This window comes from Xanthomonas hydrangeae, from assembly GCF_032697525.1.
Lineage (GTDB): Bacteria > Pseudomonadota > Gammaproteobacteria > Xanthomonadales > Xanthomonadaceae > Xanthomonas > Xanthomonas hydrangeae.
The window spans coordinates 3,321,628-3,336,067 of record NZ_CP103836.1 but is presented as its reverse complement, the minus strand read 5'-3'; the positions used below and the strand labels follow the sequence as shown (position 1 = coordinate 3,336,067).

Here is a 14,440-nt window from a genome sequence, read left to right as displayed (position 1 = left end):
ATCAATGGCGCGACACCACCGGGTACGCCACTGGTCGGAGCATGCTCGGTACATTCTTTTTTCTGTCGCGCGGCTCGGCTATAAACCCGGCATGCCATCGACCCGGACTGCATCGCCGCCGCCTACCCTCCCGCCCGCAGCGTTGCTGGCCTACGCTGCGGCGCATTTCGGCAAGAGCCTGCTCTGGTACACCGCCGAATTGCTGCTGATTTTTGCGTTGACCGAATACGTCGGACTGGGCGCGATTGCGGCCGGCGTCTCGGTCGCTGGCGGCCTGGTCGTGAGCGCGGTGATGGGTGTGTTCGCAGCGAAGCGCTGGAGTGCCGGCGCCAGCCTGGCATGGGCTGGGCGGTCGCAATGGCGCGGCATTGCGCTGGCAGCTGTCGCCTTGTCGTTGGTCTTTGTCACGCCGGCATTTCCGCCGGATATCCGCTTGATCAGCGTACTGCTGCTCAGCCTGCCGTTTCGCGCCGCATATGCGATCGGCGACGTGGCTCAGAACACCTTGTTGGGAATGGGGCACTGGCCTTGGCATGGCGCGCGCGGCGTCAGCGCGCTGCGTCTGAGCGGGAGCGGGCTGGCCGCGTTGTTGGTCAGCGCAGCGATCGGCCTGCTACTGAAAGACAGCACGCACACCGCCGCATCGACTGCACTGATGATCGTCGCGCTGTCCGGCAGCCTTGCACTGCTATCGGCGTGGTGGTTACGGCAGACGCTGCAGCCCTACGCACACGTGATTGCAGGCGCTCCAGCGCCGCCATCTGCGCCAAGATGGCAGCGAGATCAGTTGCTGCCGTTGGCCATTATCGCAGCACTGGCGTTGGCGCTGCAGACATTTACCAAATTGGCGCCGTATCTGGCGCAGTCGCGTATGGGCTCGGCGGGATGGGGTAGCGCGGTGTTGATTGCCTATGCGCTTGGCAGCGTCTTCGTGCAGCCCTTGGCTGCCCGCTGGCCGACCGTGGCAATGCGCCGACTAGGCGTCAGCGGAGCGGCGTTGGCCGTACTTGGGCTGGTGTTCGCCATGGCGGTCTCTCGCCACACCGTGCTGGATGCCAGCTTGGCCTTCGGCATGGGTCTGGCGGCGGGCAGTGCCGGGCAATGGGTCTGGGCACGGCATGCAGAACTCGCCTCGCGCCACGGCCCAGCACAGCAGGCGCGCGGATTCGCCGCACTCACCGCCACCGCCCAACTTGCATTGGCAGCAGGCAGTGCATTGATCGGATTGCTACTTGGCGCATCCGACTATCGCTCTGGTCATAACGCGCATCTGGCATGGGCAATGGCATTGGGTCCGATGATTTGCGGCGTGCTGTGCGTGTTGATCGCCTGGGCCGGCAGCGCCTTTGTGATGTCTGGAAAACGCAGATCTGTCGCAGCAGCGCTGCCTTCGCGCCACGTGTAATCGTCCCGATACCGCACCAAGAGCTTCAGCGATTGCGCCTGACGTTCTTCGCTGATTGCAATGATCCGCACCAGCAATCGCAGTGCATGCAGTACATGCGCAGAAATCTTCTGTGCCACGCCGAATTGAAGCGTCTCATTCGATACGCACGAAGAGTTCAAAACTGCAGCGAATTAGAGCGTCTAACAAGACATCGTCGTACGCTGCTGACACTGATACGCCTGCGCGAAGCTATCAACGCAAGTCATGCGCGGGCCATTGCGTTAAGCACACCCGCATGCGCATCTCGATACATCGTCAATGCGCCTGAAATCGGCGCCTACACATAGTAGCGAGTGATGATGGCGTGTAGCGCAGAACATATTTGTTGCGACATACGCAACTTCGTGCATGCAGCGCAAGACCATCACACTGTGCAATTGCCAAACACTGCATGCGTATCGCGCAGATCTAAGTCTCAATATCTGCAGTCGCTACATCGATGCGACGCATCTCAATGTTGCATCGCAAAGCTCTCATCCAGCGAAGCAGTAGACACAGCAGGCAATCACGCGCGTCAACCCTGCCCATTCAGCAGGGATTATGTGATCGCCGCCTACCTTGCGCCAACTTTTTGACCCATCGCATTTGGTGGGCACCTTCGGCAGATGTGTCTTTCGCCGGAGACTTGGCGGCCCTTGGCAGGTCGCCTCCCCATGACGCCAAGCCCTTCGCACTGGTGCATCCACGTTGGATGGCCTGCGGATCGGCCCATACGGAGCAAGGAGTTCTATGAAACTGGCTTGGATACTTTGGCTGTCGCAATTATTGCCGCAGCCGGCTGCAGATTCGTTGTGTTTGAGTACCACCGTATACCTGGAAGCACGCGACCAGACCGTACGTGGCCAACAAGCCGTTGCAGAAGTCGCGTTGCGTCGTCTGGACAGTGGTTTGTGGGGCGATTCGATGTGTCAGGTGGTCACCGCGCGCAAGCAGTTCGCGCCGACCATCGTGTCACCGGGAACTCAGCTCAAGAATGACGATGCCTGGAACAAGGCGTTGGGTGTGGCATTGGCCGCAGAGCGCAACTGGGCGTTACCGGTAGGCCAACGCAAGGAGATCGTGCCAGGCGCGAGCCACTTTGCCGCCAGCGCGATTGCGAGCCCCAGCTGGCGCAATGCGTATCAGGTTGCCACCATCGGCGACCACACGTTCTATCGCGTGCAGAAGCTGCGTCCACGCACTGCATCCTGACGCTTTCCACGCACGCGCGCACGCGTTGCCGCTAAGCTTGCGCCTTCGTTCTTGCGTGGAATTCCTATGAAGCTGTACACCAAGCCCGGCGCGTGCTCGCTGGCAGATCACATCGTGTTGCGCTGGTCGGGCCTGCCGTTCGAGCTGACCGTTGTCGATGCCGCCACGATGAAGTCCCCAGAGTATCTGCGCCTGAATCCGGCCGGCGCGGTTCCGCTGTTGGTGGTCGACGATTGGGCGTTGAATCAGAACGCGGCCATCCTCAACTACATCGCCGACATCGCACCGCTTACCGGTCTGTCCGGCGACGGCACTGCGCGCAGCCGCGCCGAGATCAATCGCTGGATCGCCTTCGCCAATGCCGATGTGCATCCGACGTTCAAGCCGATCTTCGGCAGCACTGCGTATCTGCAGGACGAGGCACTGCTTGCGCGCAGCCACGACGACGCACGCAGCAAGTTGCGCACCTTGTACGAACGTGCCAACACGCATCTGCAGGATCGTACCTGGCTGGCCAGCGACACCCATACCGGTGCCGATGCGTATCTGTTCGTGACCTTGTTGTGGGCGCAGAAGGTCGGCGTGGATTTGAGTGGCTTGAATGCACTGGATGCGTTCGTGCAACGCATGCTGGCCGATGCCGATGTGCAGGCCGCATTGAAAGCCGAAGGTCTGGCGTAAGCCGATCGCATCGCGCGAGTTGATCAGAGTGCGGCGGCAGCACCTACCGCACGAGAGTCCCACATCGACGTGCGTGATTGATTTTTGGTGCCACAACGCAACGCATCACTTACGCGACGCATAAAAAACGCCGGGCATTGCCCGGCGTTTTCGTTACAACCTGAAGCAAAAATCAGCCCAGCAAATGCGACACGCCGCTGCGCTCTTCTTCCAGCTCGGCCAGGGTCTTGTCGATGTACTTCTGGCTGAAGTCGTCGATCGGCAGATCCTTGACCAGGGTGTACTCGCCATTGGCGGTGATCACCGGGAAGCCGAAGATCACGCCTTCGGGAATGCCGTAGGAGCCGTCGGACGGCACACCCATGGTCACCCACTTGCCGTCGCTGCCCAGCACCCAATCACGCACGTGATCGATGGCGGCATTGGCGGCCGACGCAGCCGAGGACAGGCCGCGCGCTTCGATGATCGCCGCACCGCGCTTGCCCACGGTCGGGATGAAGGTGGACGCGTTCCATTCCTGGTCGTTGATCGCATCGCCGATGGACGCGCCATCGGAGGTGGCGAAACGGTAGTCCGGGTACATGGTCGGGCTGTGGTTGCCCCACACCACCAGCTTCTCGATACCGCCGACCGGCTTGCCGAGCTTTTGCGACAGCTGGCTTAGCGCGCGGTTGTGGTCCAGACGCAGCATGGCGGTGAAGTTCTTCGGGTTCAGATCCGGCGCCGACTTCATCGCGATGTAGGCATTGGTGTTGGCCGGGTTACCGACCACCAGCACCTTGACGTCACGCTTGGCGACCTTGTTCAGGGCCGCGCCCTGCGCGGTGAAGATCTTGGCGTTTTCCAGCAGCAGGTCCTTGCGCTCCATGCCCGGGCCGCGCGGACGCGCGCCAACCAGCAGTGCAACGTCGATGTCCTTGAACGCCACTTCGGCGTCGTCGGTGCCGACCACGCCGGCCAGCAGCGGGAATGCGCAGTCTTCCAGCTCCATGATCACGCCCTTGAGCGCGGCCTGGGCCTTTTCATTGGACAGTTCCAGCAATTGCAGGATCACCGGCTGATCCTTGCCCAGCATTTCGCCGGAGGCGATGCGGAACAGCAGGGCATAGCCGATCTGGCCGGCAGCGCCGGTCACGGCAACACGAACAGGTGCTTTCATGGGGAGTTTCCTCTGCTAAAAAACGTGGGTGGAGGTGCACGCTGGCGTGGCGCAAAGCCTGGCGGCGCGCAGTGACAAGCGAACGGCCGCACTTGGCGGCCGTTCGGGGAAAGACATCAGGCGGCGAGGATCTTGTTCCACTCCGCGACGCGGTCGGCCTTGGCGGCCAGCACGGCGTCGGTGTCGCCTTCGATCGTCACCTTGTTGATCACATCGCCCTGGGCGACCGCATCGACCACATCCAGGCCCTGGGTGACCTTGCCGAACACGGTGTGCTTGCCGTCCAGCCAGTTGGTGGCGACATGGGTGATGAAGAACTGGCTGCCGTTGGTATTGGGGCCGGCATTGGCCATGGACAGCACGCCGCGGTCGTGACCGACGCCGTTGTTGGCTTCATCTTCGAAACGATAGCCTGGGCCGCCGCGGCCGGAGCCTTCCGGGCAGCCGCCCTGGATCATGAAGTCGGCGATGACGCGGTGGAAGCTCAAGCCGTCGTAGAAGCCGCGCTGGACCAGGTTGACGAAATTGGCAACGGTCAGCGGGGCCTTGTCGGCGAACAGCTCAACCACGATCGGGCCGCGGGTGGTGTCGAAATGGGCAATCAGGGACATGGAAATCCTTGCAGGTTTCAGGGTGTATGACAGCCCATTAGAATACACCCGGGCGTGCAGCCGGCCGTGCAGTCGTACGACCATTGTCGGGGGGGTGCACAGCAAGCTGAATGGGCGTTTTGAACCATCTGACGGCCGGGCGCAACGGCACGGCAACGAAACCGCTATAATGTCGGGCTTACCTTCTCAAGACTGGCGCCAGACAGGGGCCCTTTCCGCATGTCCATCGAAAAACTCCGCAATATCGCCATCGTCGCGCACGTCGACCACGGCAAGACCACCCTCGTCGACTGCCTGCTGAAGCAGTCCGGCACCCTGTCCGAACGCACCGTGTTGGCTGAGCGCGTGATGGACAGCAACGATCAGGAAAAGGAACGTGGCATCACGATCCTGGCCAAGAACACGGCCATCACCTGGAACGGCAACCGCATCAACATCGTCGACACCCCGGGACACGCCGACTTCGGTGGCGAAGTCGAGCGCGTGCTGTCGATGGTGGACTCGGTGCTGATCCTGGTCGACGCGATGGACGGCCCGATGCCGCAGACGCGCTTCGTGACCCAGAAGGCCTTTGCGATGGGCTTCAAGCCGATCGTGGTGGTCAACAAGATCGACCGTCCGGGCGCGCGCCCGGACTGGGTGATCGATCAGGTGTTCGACCTGTTCGACAAGCTCGGCGCAACCGACGAGCAACTGGATTTCCCGATCGTCTACACCTCTGCATTGAATGGCTACGCCAGCCTGGATTCGAGCGTGCGCGACGGCGACATGACCCCGCTGTACGAAGCGATCATGCAGCACGTGTCGGCACCGGACGTGGATCCGGACGGCCCGTTCCAGATGCGCATCAGCCAGCTCGATTACAACAACTTCGTCGGCGTGATCGGCATCGGCCGCATCCAGCGCGGCGTGTTGAAGAAGAACATGCCGGTCAGCGTGATCGACCGCGAAGGCAAGAAGCGTCAGGGCAAGGTGCTGCAGGTGCTGGGCTTCCTGGGCCTGGAGCGCATCGAGCAGGACACCGCCGAGGCCGGCGACATCGTGGCAATCTCCGGCGTGTCCGAGCTGACCATTTCCGACACCGTGTGCGCGCTCGACGCGCCGGAAGGCCTGCCGCCGCTCACCGTGGACGAGCCGACCATCTCGATGACCTTCCAGGTCAACAACTCGCCGTTCGCCGGCAATAAGGACCTGTCCGGCGGCAAGTTCCTGACCAGCCGCCAGCTGCGCGACCGTCTGGACCGCGAGAAGGTGCACAACGTGGCGCTGAAGGTCGAGGAAGGTTCCGACGCCGACAAGTTCCTGGTCTCCGGCCGTGGCGAACTGCATCTGTCGGTGCTGATCGAAAACATGCGTCGTGAAGGCTACGAGCTGGCCGTGTCGCGTCCGGAAGTGATCATCAAGGAGATCGACGGCAAGCAGATGGAGCCGATCGAACAGCTTGTGGTCGATATCGAAGAGCAGCACCAGGGCGGCGTGATGGAAAAGCTGGGCAGCCGCAAGGGCCAGCTGAAGAACATGGAGTCCGACGGCAAAGGCCGTGTGCGTCTGGATTACATGATCCCGGCGCGTGGTCTGATCGGCTTCCAGAACGAGTTCCGCACCCTGACCCAGGGCTCGGGCCTGCTGTTCCACGTGTTCGACCATTACGGTCCGAAGGAACAGGGCGCGATCGCCAAGCGCCAGAACGGCGTGATGATTGCCAACGCTGCAGGCGCCACCCCCGCCTATGCGCTGGGGCCGTTGGAAGAGCGTGGCCGTCTGTTCGCTGCCGAAGGCGACAACGTGTACGAAGGGCAGCTGGTCGGTATCCACTCCAAGGACAACGATCTGACCGTCAATGCGATCAAGACCAAGCCGCTGACCAACATGCGCGCCTCGGGCAAGGACGATGCGATCAAGCTGACCCCGGCGATCAAGTACACGTTGGAGCAGGCACTGGACTTCATCGAGGACGACGAGCTGGTCGAAGTCACCCCGAAGGAAATCCGTCTGCGCAAGAAGGGCCTGACCGAAAGTGATCGCAAGCGCTCCGGCCGTTCGGGCTGAGTTGCTGGTTAGCCCACGGTCGTGAGCAACAAACCCTACAGCCCGGATCCGCGTGCGCATCCGGGGCTGCATGTGATCGCCTTGCTAGAGGCGGTCAAAGGGACGCTTGCGCTGTTGGCGGCGACGGGCCTGGAAATTCTGGGCCCGCTCCCGCTGCAAAACGCGGTCAGTACCCTGATCCGCCGTTTTAGTCTGGATCCCGACCACGGCGCACTGCCGTCGTTGCTCAAGACCATCAGTCCCGACGCTGTCCATCTGGCCGCTGCCGCCATGCTGGCCTACGGCCTGCTGCATGTGGTGGAAGCCTGGGGGTTGTGGCGTGCCAAGGCATGGGCCTCGGTATTGGGCTGCCTGTCGGCGGCCATCTATCTGCCATTCGATATCTACGCCATCGTCCGCCATCCCGGCTGGACCGCCTGGGGCGTACTGGCAATCAATCTGATCGTGGTCGGCGTGCTGGCACGCGATCTGCTCAAGCGCCGGCGTCGCTGACGCACCCTGCCCGCCTGCGGGCACGTCCTACACATTGTCACCCCGACGCAGCGCCGTTAGCCTGCGAACAGTCTCAGGGGAAGACCATCAATGCGATCCACCACCTTGTCCTTTGCGCTACTGCTTGCGCTGTGCGGCTGTGCGCATGCCGATGGCCCTGCGCCGGTTGACGGCCCGACACAGGTCGATGCGAACGCGACCGCCGAGCAACTGGATCTGACCGATGCCGATATCGCCGGCCTGCAGGCGCGGATGGCTTCCGGCAAGACCAGCAGCCTGGCACTGACGCGCGCGTACCTGCAGCGCATCGCCACGCTCGATCGTGCCGGCCCCAAACTCAACTCGGTGATCGAACTCAATCCGCAGGCCGAAGCGAACGCCCGCGCATTGGACGCCGAACGCCGCGCCGGCCGCGTGCGCGGGCCCTTGCATGGCATTCCCGTCTTGCTCAAGGACAACATCGATGCTGTGCCGATGGTCAACAGCGCCGGCTCGCTGGCCCTGGCCGATTTCAAGCCCAGCCGCGATGCGTTTCTGGTGCAGCGCCTGCGCACGGCCGGCGCGGTGATCCTGGGCAAGACCAATTTGAGTGAGTGGGCCAATTTTCGCTCCACCAAGTCCAGCTCCGGTTGGAGCGCGCGTGGCGGCCTGACCCGCAATCCTTACGCGCTGGATCGCAATCCCTGCGGCTCCAGTGCCGGCACCGGCGCGGCGATCGCCGCCAGCCTGGCCACCGTCGGCATCGGCACCGAGACCGACGGCAGCATCACCTGCCCGGCCTCGGTAAATGGATTGGTCGGAGTCAAACCGACCGTGGGCCTGATCAGCCGCGACGGTATCATCCCGATCTCGGCCAGCCAGGACACCGCCGGCCCGATGACGCGCAGCGTTGCCGATGCTGCCGCGTTGCTGCAGGCGATCGCCGCACCCGATCCGCAGGATCCGGCCACACGCGATGCGCCGTCTTCAATACCGGACTATCTCGCGCACCTCAAACCCGATGGCTTGCGTGGCGCGCGACTGGGCCTGTTGCGCAACTCGCTGCGCGAAGATCCCACCATTGCCGCAGTGCTGGATCGCGCCGTGCAAAGCCTGCGTGCGGCGGGTGCCACGGTCATCGAAACCAGCCTGGCCACCGATGGCAAGTGGGATACCGCTGAGCAGACGGTATTGTTGGTCGAATTCAAGGCCGGGTTGAATGCCTATCTGCGCAGCCACGCCGCACCGGTGTCGAGCCTGGAACAGCTGATCGCCTTCAATCGCACGCATGCGCAGCGCGAGATGCCCTACTTCGCGCAGGAGCTGTTCGAGCAGGCGCAGGCCACACCCGGCCTGGAAGACCCCGCGTATCTCACTGCGCGCGCCACCGCCAAACGGCTGGCCGGGCCCGAAGGCATCGACGCCGCACTGAAGGCCCATCGCCTGGATGCGCTGATCGTACCGACCACCGGCGCCGCCTGGGTCACCGATCTGGTCAAGGGCGATACCTTTCCCGGCGCCGGTTACGGTGCCGCCGCGGTGGCCGGTTATCCCAGCCTGAGCGTGCCGATGGGGCAGACCCGGGGCCTGCCGCTCGGCCTGCTGTTCATGGGCAGCGCCTGGAGCGAGCCGCGCTTGATCGAACTGGCCTACGCCTACGAGCAACGCAGCAAGGCGCGCTTTGCGCCCAGCTATGCGCCGAGCGCACCGGCCGCTGCGTCCACGGCCGTGCCGGTGCCTAAACCGTAGTCGCAGGCTCGCCGTCTTCGGCACCGGGAGAGCGCACGCTTTCCTGGCCGATCGGCGCGGCTGCATGCACCGGCGGTTTTTCCTGTGCCGCGATCTCGGCGCGGATCCTGGGCAGCGCGTAAGCGTGCTCACGGGTGAGGAAGTCGATCATGCGCTCGCGCGCGATGCAGCGCAGATCGAACGCATCGCCGGAATTACGTGCACTCACCAGCAGACGCACCTGGATCGTGCTCTCGCTGGTCTCGGTCACCTGGGTCACGCACACGCGACCATCCCAGAGCGGCTCGCTTTTGCAGATGCGCTCAAGCTCCGCGCGCACCGCCGCGATCGGGGTGCGGTAATCCAGCCACAGGAACGCGGTACCGAGCAGATCGGCGCTGCTGCGTGTCCAGTTCTGGAACGGGTGCTCGATCCACCAGGTCAACGGCACCACCATGCGCCGCTCGTCCCAGATCCGCACCACTACATACGAGCTGCCGATCTCCTCGATGCGACCCCACTCGCCTTCCACAATCACCACATCGTCCAGCCGGATCGGCTGGGTCAACGCAATCTGCAGACCGGCAATCAAGTTGCCGAATACCGGCTTGGCCGCGATACCGGCGACCAGCCCGATGATGCCGGCCGAGGCCAGCAGCGTCTTGCCGATCTGGCGCACTTGCTCGAAGCCAAGCAATACCACCGAGATGCCGAGCAGGATCACCGCGCCCATCACCACCCGGCTCAGCACGCGTGTCTGGGTCTGAATACGCCGTGCGGTGAGGTTGTCGGACACCTCGATCGGGTTGCTGCGCAGGATTGCCGCCTCGCCGGCTGCTACCGCGCGTACCAGCAGCCAGGTAATGCAGCCGACGATTCCCACGTGCAGCAAACTTTGCAGTGCCGCGAGTCCCTTGCCCTCCAGCGGCGTTGCTTCCGTGGCGATACGCAAGAACAGCAGCGGCAGGATGAAGGCAGCCGGCAGCGTGACCACGCGGATGATGCGCGCGCGGCGGTAGTCGCGGCCCTGCATGCGGCGAAACAGCCACAGCATCAACGACCAGACGACGATGCCCGCCAGTAGCGAGGCACCAAGCGGGATTGCGTATTCGCGGATGACGTTCCAATCGGCAGTCAAACCGTTCCTCCTGTGGGGGAAAGAGGGGTGGCTGCAGGATCATGCCGCAAGCGGCATGAGCATCACGTCATACGCACATTGAAATCACGCGCCCAGCGGTTGCGCCACCACCTGTTGTTGCTTGCGCACGATCGCCATCGCGATCTCGAGCGACTGCTCGTAATTCAAGCGCGGATCCACACTGGAACGGTAGGCGCGCTCCAGATCGCGCTCGGTCAACTCGCGCGCGCCGCCGGTGCACTCGGTGACGTCTTCGCCGGTCAATTCCAGATGCACGCCGCCCAGCCGCGTCCCGGCCGCCGCGTGCAGATCGAACGACAACTCCACCTCGCTGCGGATATTGTCGAAACGCCTTGTTTTGTAGCCATTTCCGGTACTTTCGGTATTGCCGTGCATCGCATCGCACACCCACAGCACCCGCCGCCCATCGCGCTTGACCGCATCCAGCAGCGGCGGCAACTTTTCGGCGATCTGCGATGCGCCCATACGATGGATGAAGCTCAAGCGGCCGGGTTCGTCTTCCGGATTGAGCACGTCGATCAGACGCAGCAACTGGTCCGGCTGCACCGACGGCCCCACCTTGATCGCGATCGGATTGCGCACGCCACGCAAGTACTCAACATGCGCGCCATCCAGCGCAGCGGTGCGCATGCCGATCCACGGGTAATGCGTGCTCAGGTTGAACCAGCCCCACTGGCGCGGCACCTGACGGGTCAGGCCTTCCTCGTACGGCAGCAACAGCGCCTCGTGCGAGGTGTAGAAATCGATGCGATTGAGGTTGTACACCTCCGCCCCGGACAGGGTTTCCATGAAGCGCACTGCATCGCCGATCGAGGACACCATCTTCTGGTAGTCCGCCGCCAGCGGCGAATAGCCCACCCAATCCAGATTCCAGTATTCGGGGTGGTGCAGGTCGGCGAAGCCGCCGTCGATCAAGGCGCGCACGAAATTCATCGTCATCGCCGAGCGCGAATGCGCGGTGATCATGCGGCGCGGATCCGGTATGCGCGCCGCTTCGGTGAACGCTGGCGCATTGATCACATCGCCGCGATAACTCGGCAAGGTCACCCCGTCGCGGGTTTCGGTGTCGGCCGAACGCGGCTTGGCGTACTGCCCGGCAAAGCGTCCTACGCGCACTACCGGTAGGTGCAGGCCGTGCACCAGCACCAGGCTCATTTGCAGCAGAACTTTCAAGCGATTGGAGATCGTGCCCGATTCGCAATCGCTGAAATTCTCCGCGCAATCGCCACCTTGCAGAAGAAAACGCTTGCCTTCCTGGGCTTCGGCCAGCTGGCGCTTGAGCGCAAAGATTTCCCACGAGGTCACCAGCGGCGGCAGCTGCCGCAACTCGTCCAAGGTGTGCTCCAACGCAGCTGCGTCCGGGTAGGTCGGCATCTGCAGCGCCGGACGCTGGCGCCAAGTCTGCGGCGACCAGTGGTCTGCCTCGTTGACGGACGGATGAAGGGAAGCGGACATCGTGAACTCCAGAAATCTCGGGCGCCGGCCATTGCCGGAACGGTTAGAACAACTTGCGCTGACCGCGTTGCTTGAACCCGGCATACAGCGCCCACAGCGCCAGCGCCACGAACCACAGCATGCTCCACATCGGCATGCTCAGGCCCAGGAAGCGCCAATCGATATTGCCGCAGTCGCCGGTGCCGGTCAGCACGGTGCGAAACACCTCGAACGGCCCCATCGTCTCGCTCAGAAAGCTCAGCGGCGGCCCGCACGAGGACATCATGTCCTTGGGCCGGATCTGCACCCAGACATGCCGCGCCGCGATACCCATGCCCACGCCGGCAGCGACGAAACTCAGCACACCATAGAGCTTGCGCGTGCCCGCAGCGCGTGGCCCATGCAACGCACCCAGCAGGAAAAACACCGCCAGTGCCGCAAATGCGATGCGCTGGAAAATGCACAGCGGGCATGGTTCAAGCCCAAGATGCAGCTGCACGTAGATCGCATAGGCAAGCAATCCTGCGCATGCAAGAAAGCCCAGCAGAAACTGTGCCCGGAAACCCCAACGAAATGGATTCATCGTTACCGCTTGCCTAGGATCGAGTCATCGATTATCTGCCATCGCCGCCGCCATGACCACGCAAGCCTGCGTCTGCCGGCTCGGAGGGCGCCAAGCACACAGCGCACATCTGCCTGACAGCATCAACACAACACCTGCCCATGATCGCATCCAGCAGCAAAGCAGCACCGACCCGGCATCTGGCGACCGCGAGCTGCCGTCATTGCGTAGCCCTACGCATCCCTGCCACCAACGCAATCACGTTCGACGCACACATGAAAAAGCCCGGCGCTAGCCGGGCTTTTTCATGAATCCTTGCGAAGAGCGATCCGATTACTCGGCCACTTCCTCGGCGACGACCGGACGGTCGACCAGTTCGACATACGCCATCGGCGCATTGTCACCGGCACGGAAGCCGGCCTTCAGGATACGCAGGTAGCCGCCGGGACGGGTCGCGTAACGCGGGCCCAGCTCGACGAACAGCTTGCCCACTGCTTCCTTGTCGCGCAGGCGCGCGAACGCCAGACGACGATTGGCAACGCCATCGACCTTGCCGATGGTGATCAGCGGCTCGGCGACGCGACGCAGTTCCTTGGCCTTCGGCAAGGTGGTCTTGATCAGCTCGTGCTTGAACAGCGAAGCGGCCATATTGCGGAACATGGCTTCGCGGTGAGCGCTGGTACGGTTGAACTTACGACCGGATTTCTGGTGACGCATGAGTGTGATTCCCTAGGAATATTGAGACTGCTTGAGAGACGTTGTCGCCATCCTGGCGCTGTTGAATGGACTGCGGTTGGTCCGAGCCGGCCGTCCTTTGACCGGATGTCACCGCGGGCTTTGGCCCGTCGATGTGGAAAAAACAAACATGGGCGCCCGAAGACGCCCATGCCTTGACACATTAACCAAGCATGCCGTGCTGAGCGACACCGGCCGGCGGCCAGTTCTCCAGCTTCATGCCCAGTGCAAGGCCGCGCTGTGCCAGCACTTCCTTGATTTCGGTGAGCGACTTCTTGCCCAGATTCGGGGTCTTGAGCAGCTCCACTTCGGTCTTCTGGATCAGATCGCCGATGTAGTAGATGCTTTCGGCCTTCAGGCAGTTGGCCGAACGCACGGTCAGCTCGAGGTCGTCGATCGGGCGCAGCAGCACCGGATCCACGCCGCTGGCAGCCGGCTTGGCCGCACCGCGATCGCGGTGGGTGAAATCACCGAACACCGACAGCTGATCGCTGAGGATGTCGGCGGCGGTGCGCACGGCTTCCTCGGCATCGATCGTGCCGTTGGTTTCGATATCGATCACCAACTTGTCGAGGTCGGTGCGCTGTTCCACACGCGCAGCTTCCACGGCATAGGCAACGCGACGCACCGGCGAGAACGACGCATCCAGCATCAGACGACCGATGGTACGGGTCTCTTCGTCCGGACGACGACGTGCGGCAGCCGGCTGATAGCCGAAGCCACGCTCGATCTTCAGGCGCATGTTCAGCGCCGTGTCCTTGGTCAGGTGGCAGATCACATGGTCGCCGTTGACGATCTCGACGTTGTGATCGGTCCTGATGTCGGCCGCAGTGACCGTACCCGGACCCTGCTTGGACAGCGACAGCGTGGCGCTATCGCCACTGTGCATACGAATCGCCACGTCTTTCAGGTTGAGCAGGACGTCAAGCACGTCTTCCTGCAGCCCTTCGACCGTGGTGTACTCGTGCAGCACGCCATCGATCTCGACCTCGGTGATCGCAAAACCCGGGATCGACGACAACAGCACACGACGCAGGGCATTGCCCAGCGTGTGCCCGTAACCGCGCTCCAAGGGCTCGATCACGACCTTTGCGCGATTGTCGGTAAGACGTTCGATCTGCGGACCACGGGGGCGCAGAACCTGGTTGGCGGTAACCGTCATGTTGCGGGGTCTCCTGCGAACCTCCGGCGGTGCCGGAGGCTCTCCAATGTG

13 protein-coding genes are annotated in these 14,440 nt (G+C 63.0%); 6 read left to right on the top strand and 7 right to left on the bottom strand.

What is annotated here, in order from left to right; all coding sequences use genetic code 11:
* Positions 1-91 precede the first annotated feature (91 nt).
* The 3 genes from NYR97_RS14230 to NYR97_RS14220 all read left to right on the top strand — a co-directional run bounded on the left by NYR97_RS14230 (position 92) and on the right by NYR97_RS14220 (position 3,319).
* Positions 92-1,405, top strand: coding sequence for an MFS transporter (locus NYR97_RS14230; RefSeq protein WP_316694016.1), 1,314 nt, complete (start codon positions 92-94; stop codon positions 1,403-1,405).
* 771 nt (positions 1,406-2,176) lie between these two features.
* The gene (locus tag NYR97_RS14225) at positions 2,177-2,638 is read left to right on the top strand and encodes a cell wall hydrolase (protein ID WP_316694014.1); all 462 of its coding nucleotides are present in this window, start codon (positions 2,177-2,179) and stop codon (positions 2,636-2,638) included.
* 66 nt (positions 2,639-2,704) lie between these two features.
* Positions 2,705-3,319 carry a glutathione S-transferase family protein gene (locus NYR97_RS14220; RefSeq protein ID WP_316694012.1) on the top strand — a complete coding sequence of 205 codons (615 nt, stop codon included), beginning with the start codon at positions 2,705-2,707 and terminating at the stop codon, positions 3,317-3,319.
* A gap of 172 nt (positions 3,320-3,491) precedes the next feature.
* Here NYR97_RS14220 and NYR97_RS14215 read toward each other — a convergent pair whose 3' ends face one another.
* Together NYR97_RS14215 and NYR97_RS14210 are read right to left on the bottom strand one after the other, a co-directional pair.
* Positions 3,492-4,478 carry a malate dehydrogenase gene (locus NYR97_RS14215; RefSeq protein WP_006450657.1) on the bottom strand — a complete coding sequence of 329 codons (987 nt, stop codon included), beginning with the start codon at positions 4,476-4,478 and terminating at the stop codon, positions 3,492-3,494.
* A gap of 116 nt (positions 4,479-4,594) precedes the next feature.
* Positions 4,595-5,089, bottom strand: a complete 495-nt coding sequence (locus NYR97_RS14210) for a peptidylprolyl isomerase (RefSeq protein WP_006450656.1) — start codon at positions 5,087-5,089, stop codon at positions 4,595-4,597.
* Positions 5,090-5,308: 219 nt separating this feature from the next.
* On the opposite strand from NYR97_RS14210, the gene typA reads away from it, so the two are divergent.
* From typA to NYR97_RS14195, 3 genes are all read left to right on the top strand, one after another.
* Complete coding sequence (gene typA / locus NYR97_RS14205; protein WP_006450655.1) at positions 5,309-7,138, top strand: translational GTPase TypA; 1,830 nt, start codon at positions 5,309-5,311, stop codon at positions 7,136-7,138.
* A gap of 72 nt (positions 7,139-7,210) precedes the next feature.
* Complete coding sequence (locus NYR97_RS14200; protein WP_180336502.1) at positions 7,211-7,630, top strand: DUF2127 domain-containing protein; 420 nt, start codon at positions 7,211-7,213, stop codon at positions 7,628-7,630.
* 105 nt (positions 7,631-7,735) lie between these two features.
* Entirely contained in the window at positions 7,736-9,358 is a 1,623-nt protein-coding gene (locus NYR97_RS14195; protein WP_316698233.1) for an amidase, read from the top strand.
* On the opposite strand, the gene NYR97_RS14190 is transcribed toward NYR97_RS14195, so the two are convergent.
* The 5 genes from NYR97_RS14190 to NYR97_RS14170 all read right to left on the bottom strand — a co-directional run bounded on the left by NYR97_RS14190 (position 9,348) and on the right by NYR97_RS14170 (position 14,389).
* On the bottom strand, positions 9,348-10,475 hold the full coding sequence (locus NYR97_RS14190; protein WP_316694008.1) for a mechanosensitive ion channel family protein: 1,128 nt from the start codon (positions 10,473-10,475) through the stop codon (positions 9,348-9,350). The genes NYR97_RS14195 and NYR97_RS14190 overlap by 11 nt on opposite strands.
* Before the next feature lie 84 nt (positions 10,476-10,559).
* On the bottom strand, positions 10,560-11,951 hold the full coding sequence (locus NYR97_RS14185) for a class II 3-deoxy-7-phosphoheptulonate synthase (protein ID WP_316694006.1): 1,392 nt from the start codon (positions 11,949-11,951) through the stop codon (positions 10,560-10,562).
* 43 nt (positions 11,952-11,994) lie between these two features.
* Positions 11,995-12,513 carry a disulfide bond formation protein B gene (locus tag NYR97_RS14180; protein WP_210762149.1) on the bottom strand — a complete coding sequence of 173 codons (519 nt, stop codon included), beginning with the start codon at positions 12,511-12,513 and terminating at the stop codon, positions 11,995-11,997.
* 312 nt (positions 12,514-12,825) lie between these two features.
* Positions 12,826-13,209, bottom strand: a complete 384-nt coding sequence (gene rplQ / locus NYR97_RS14175) for a 50S ribosomal protein L17 (RefSeq protein ID WP_003486665.1) — start codon at positions 13,207-13,209, stop codon at positions 12,826-12,828.
* Positions 13,210-13,390: 181 nt separating this feature from the next.
* Positions 13,391-14,389, bottom strand: a complete 999-nt coding sequence (locus tag NYR97_RS14170) for a DNA-directed RNA polymerase subunit alpha (protein ID WP_023902826.1) — start codon at positions 14,387-14,389, stop codon at positions 13,391-13,393.
* Between the last annotated feature and the right edge of the window lie 51 nt (positions 14,390-14,440).

Coding starts and splice junctions, on each gene's coding strand:
- NYR97_RS14230 (WP_316694016.1), top strand. CDS start 92: ATGCCATCGACCCGGACTGCATCGCCGCCGCCTACCCTCCCGCCCGCA.
- NYR97_RS14225 (WP_316694014.1), top strand. CDS start 2,177: ATGAAACTGGCTTGGATACTTTGGCTGTCGCAATTATTGCCGCAGCCG.
- NYR97_RS14220 (WP_316694012.1), top strand. CDS start 2,705: ATGAAGCTGTACACCAAGCCCGGCGCGTGCTCGCTGGCAGATCACATC.
- NYR97_RS14215 (WP_006450657.1), bottom strand. CDS start 4,478: ATGAAAGCACCTGTTCGTGTTGCCGTGACCGGCGCTGCCGGCCAGATC.
- NYR97_RS14210 (WP_006450656.1), bottom strand. CDS start 5,089: ATGTCCCTGATTGCCCATTTCGACACCACCCGCGGCCCGATCGTGGTT.
- typA (WP_006450655.1), top strand. CDS start 5,309: ATGTCCATCGAAAAACTCCGCAATATCGCCATCGTCGCGCACGTCGAC.
- NYR97_RS14185 (WP_316694006.1), bottom strand. CDS start 11,951: ATGTCCGCTTCCCTTCATCCGTCCGTCAACGAGGCAGACCACTGGTCG.
- NYR97_RS14180 (WP_210762149.1), bottom strand. CDS start 12,513: ATGAATCCATTTCGTTGGGGTTTCCGGGCACAGTTTCTGCTGGGCTTT.
- rplQ (WP_003486665.1), bottom strand. CDS start 13,209: ATGCGTCACCAGAAATCCGGTCGTAAGTTCAACCGTACCAGCGCTCAC.
- NYR97_RS14170 (WP_023902826.1), bottom strand. CDS start 14,389: ATGACGGTTACCGCCAACCAGGTTCTGCGCCCCCGTGGTCCGCAGATC.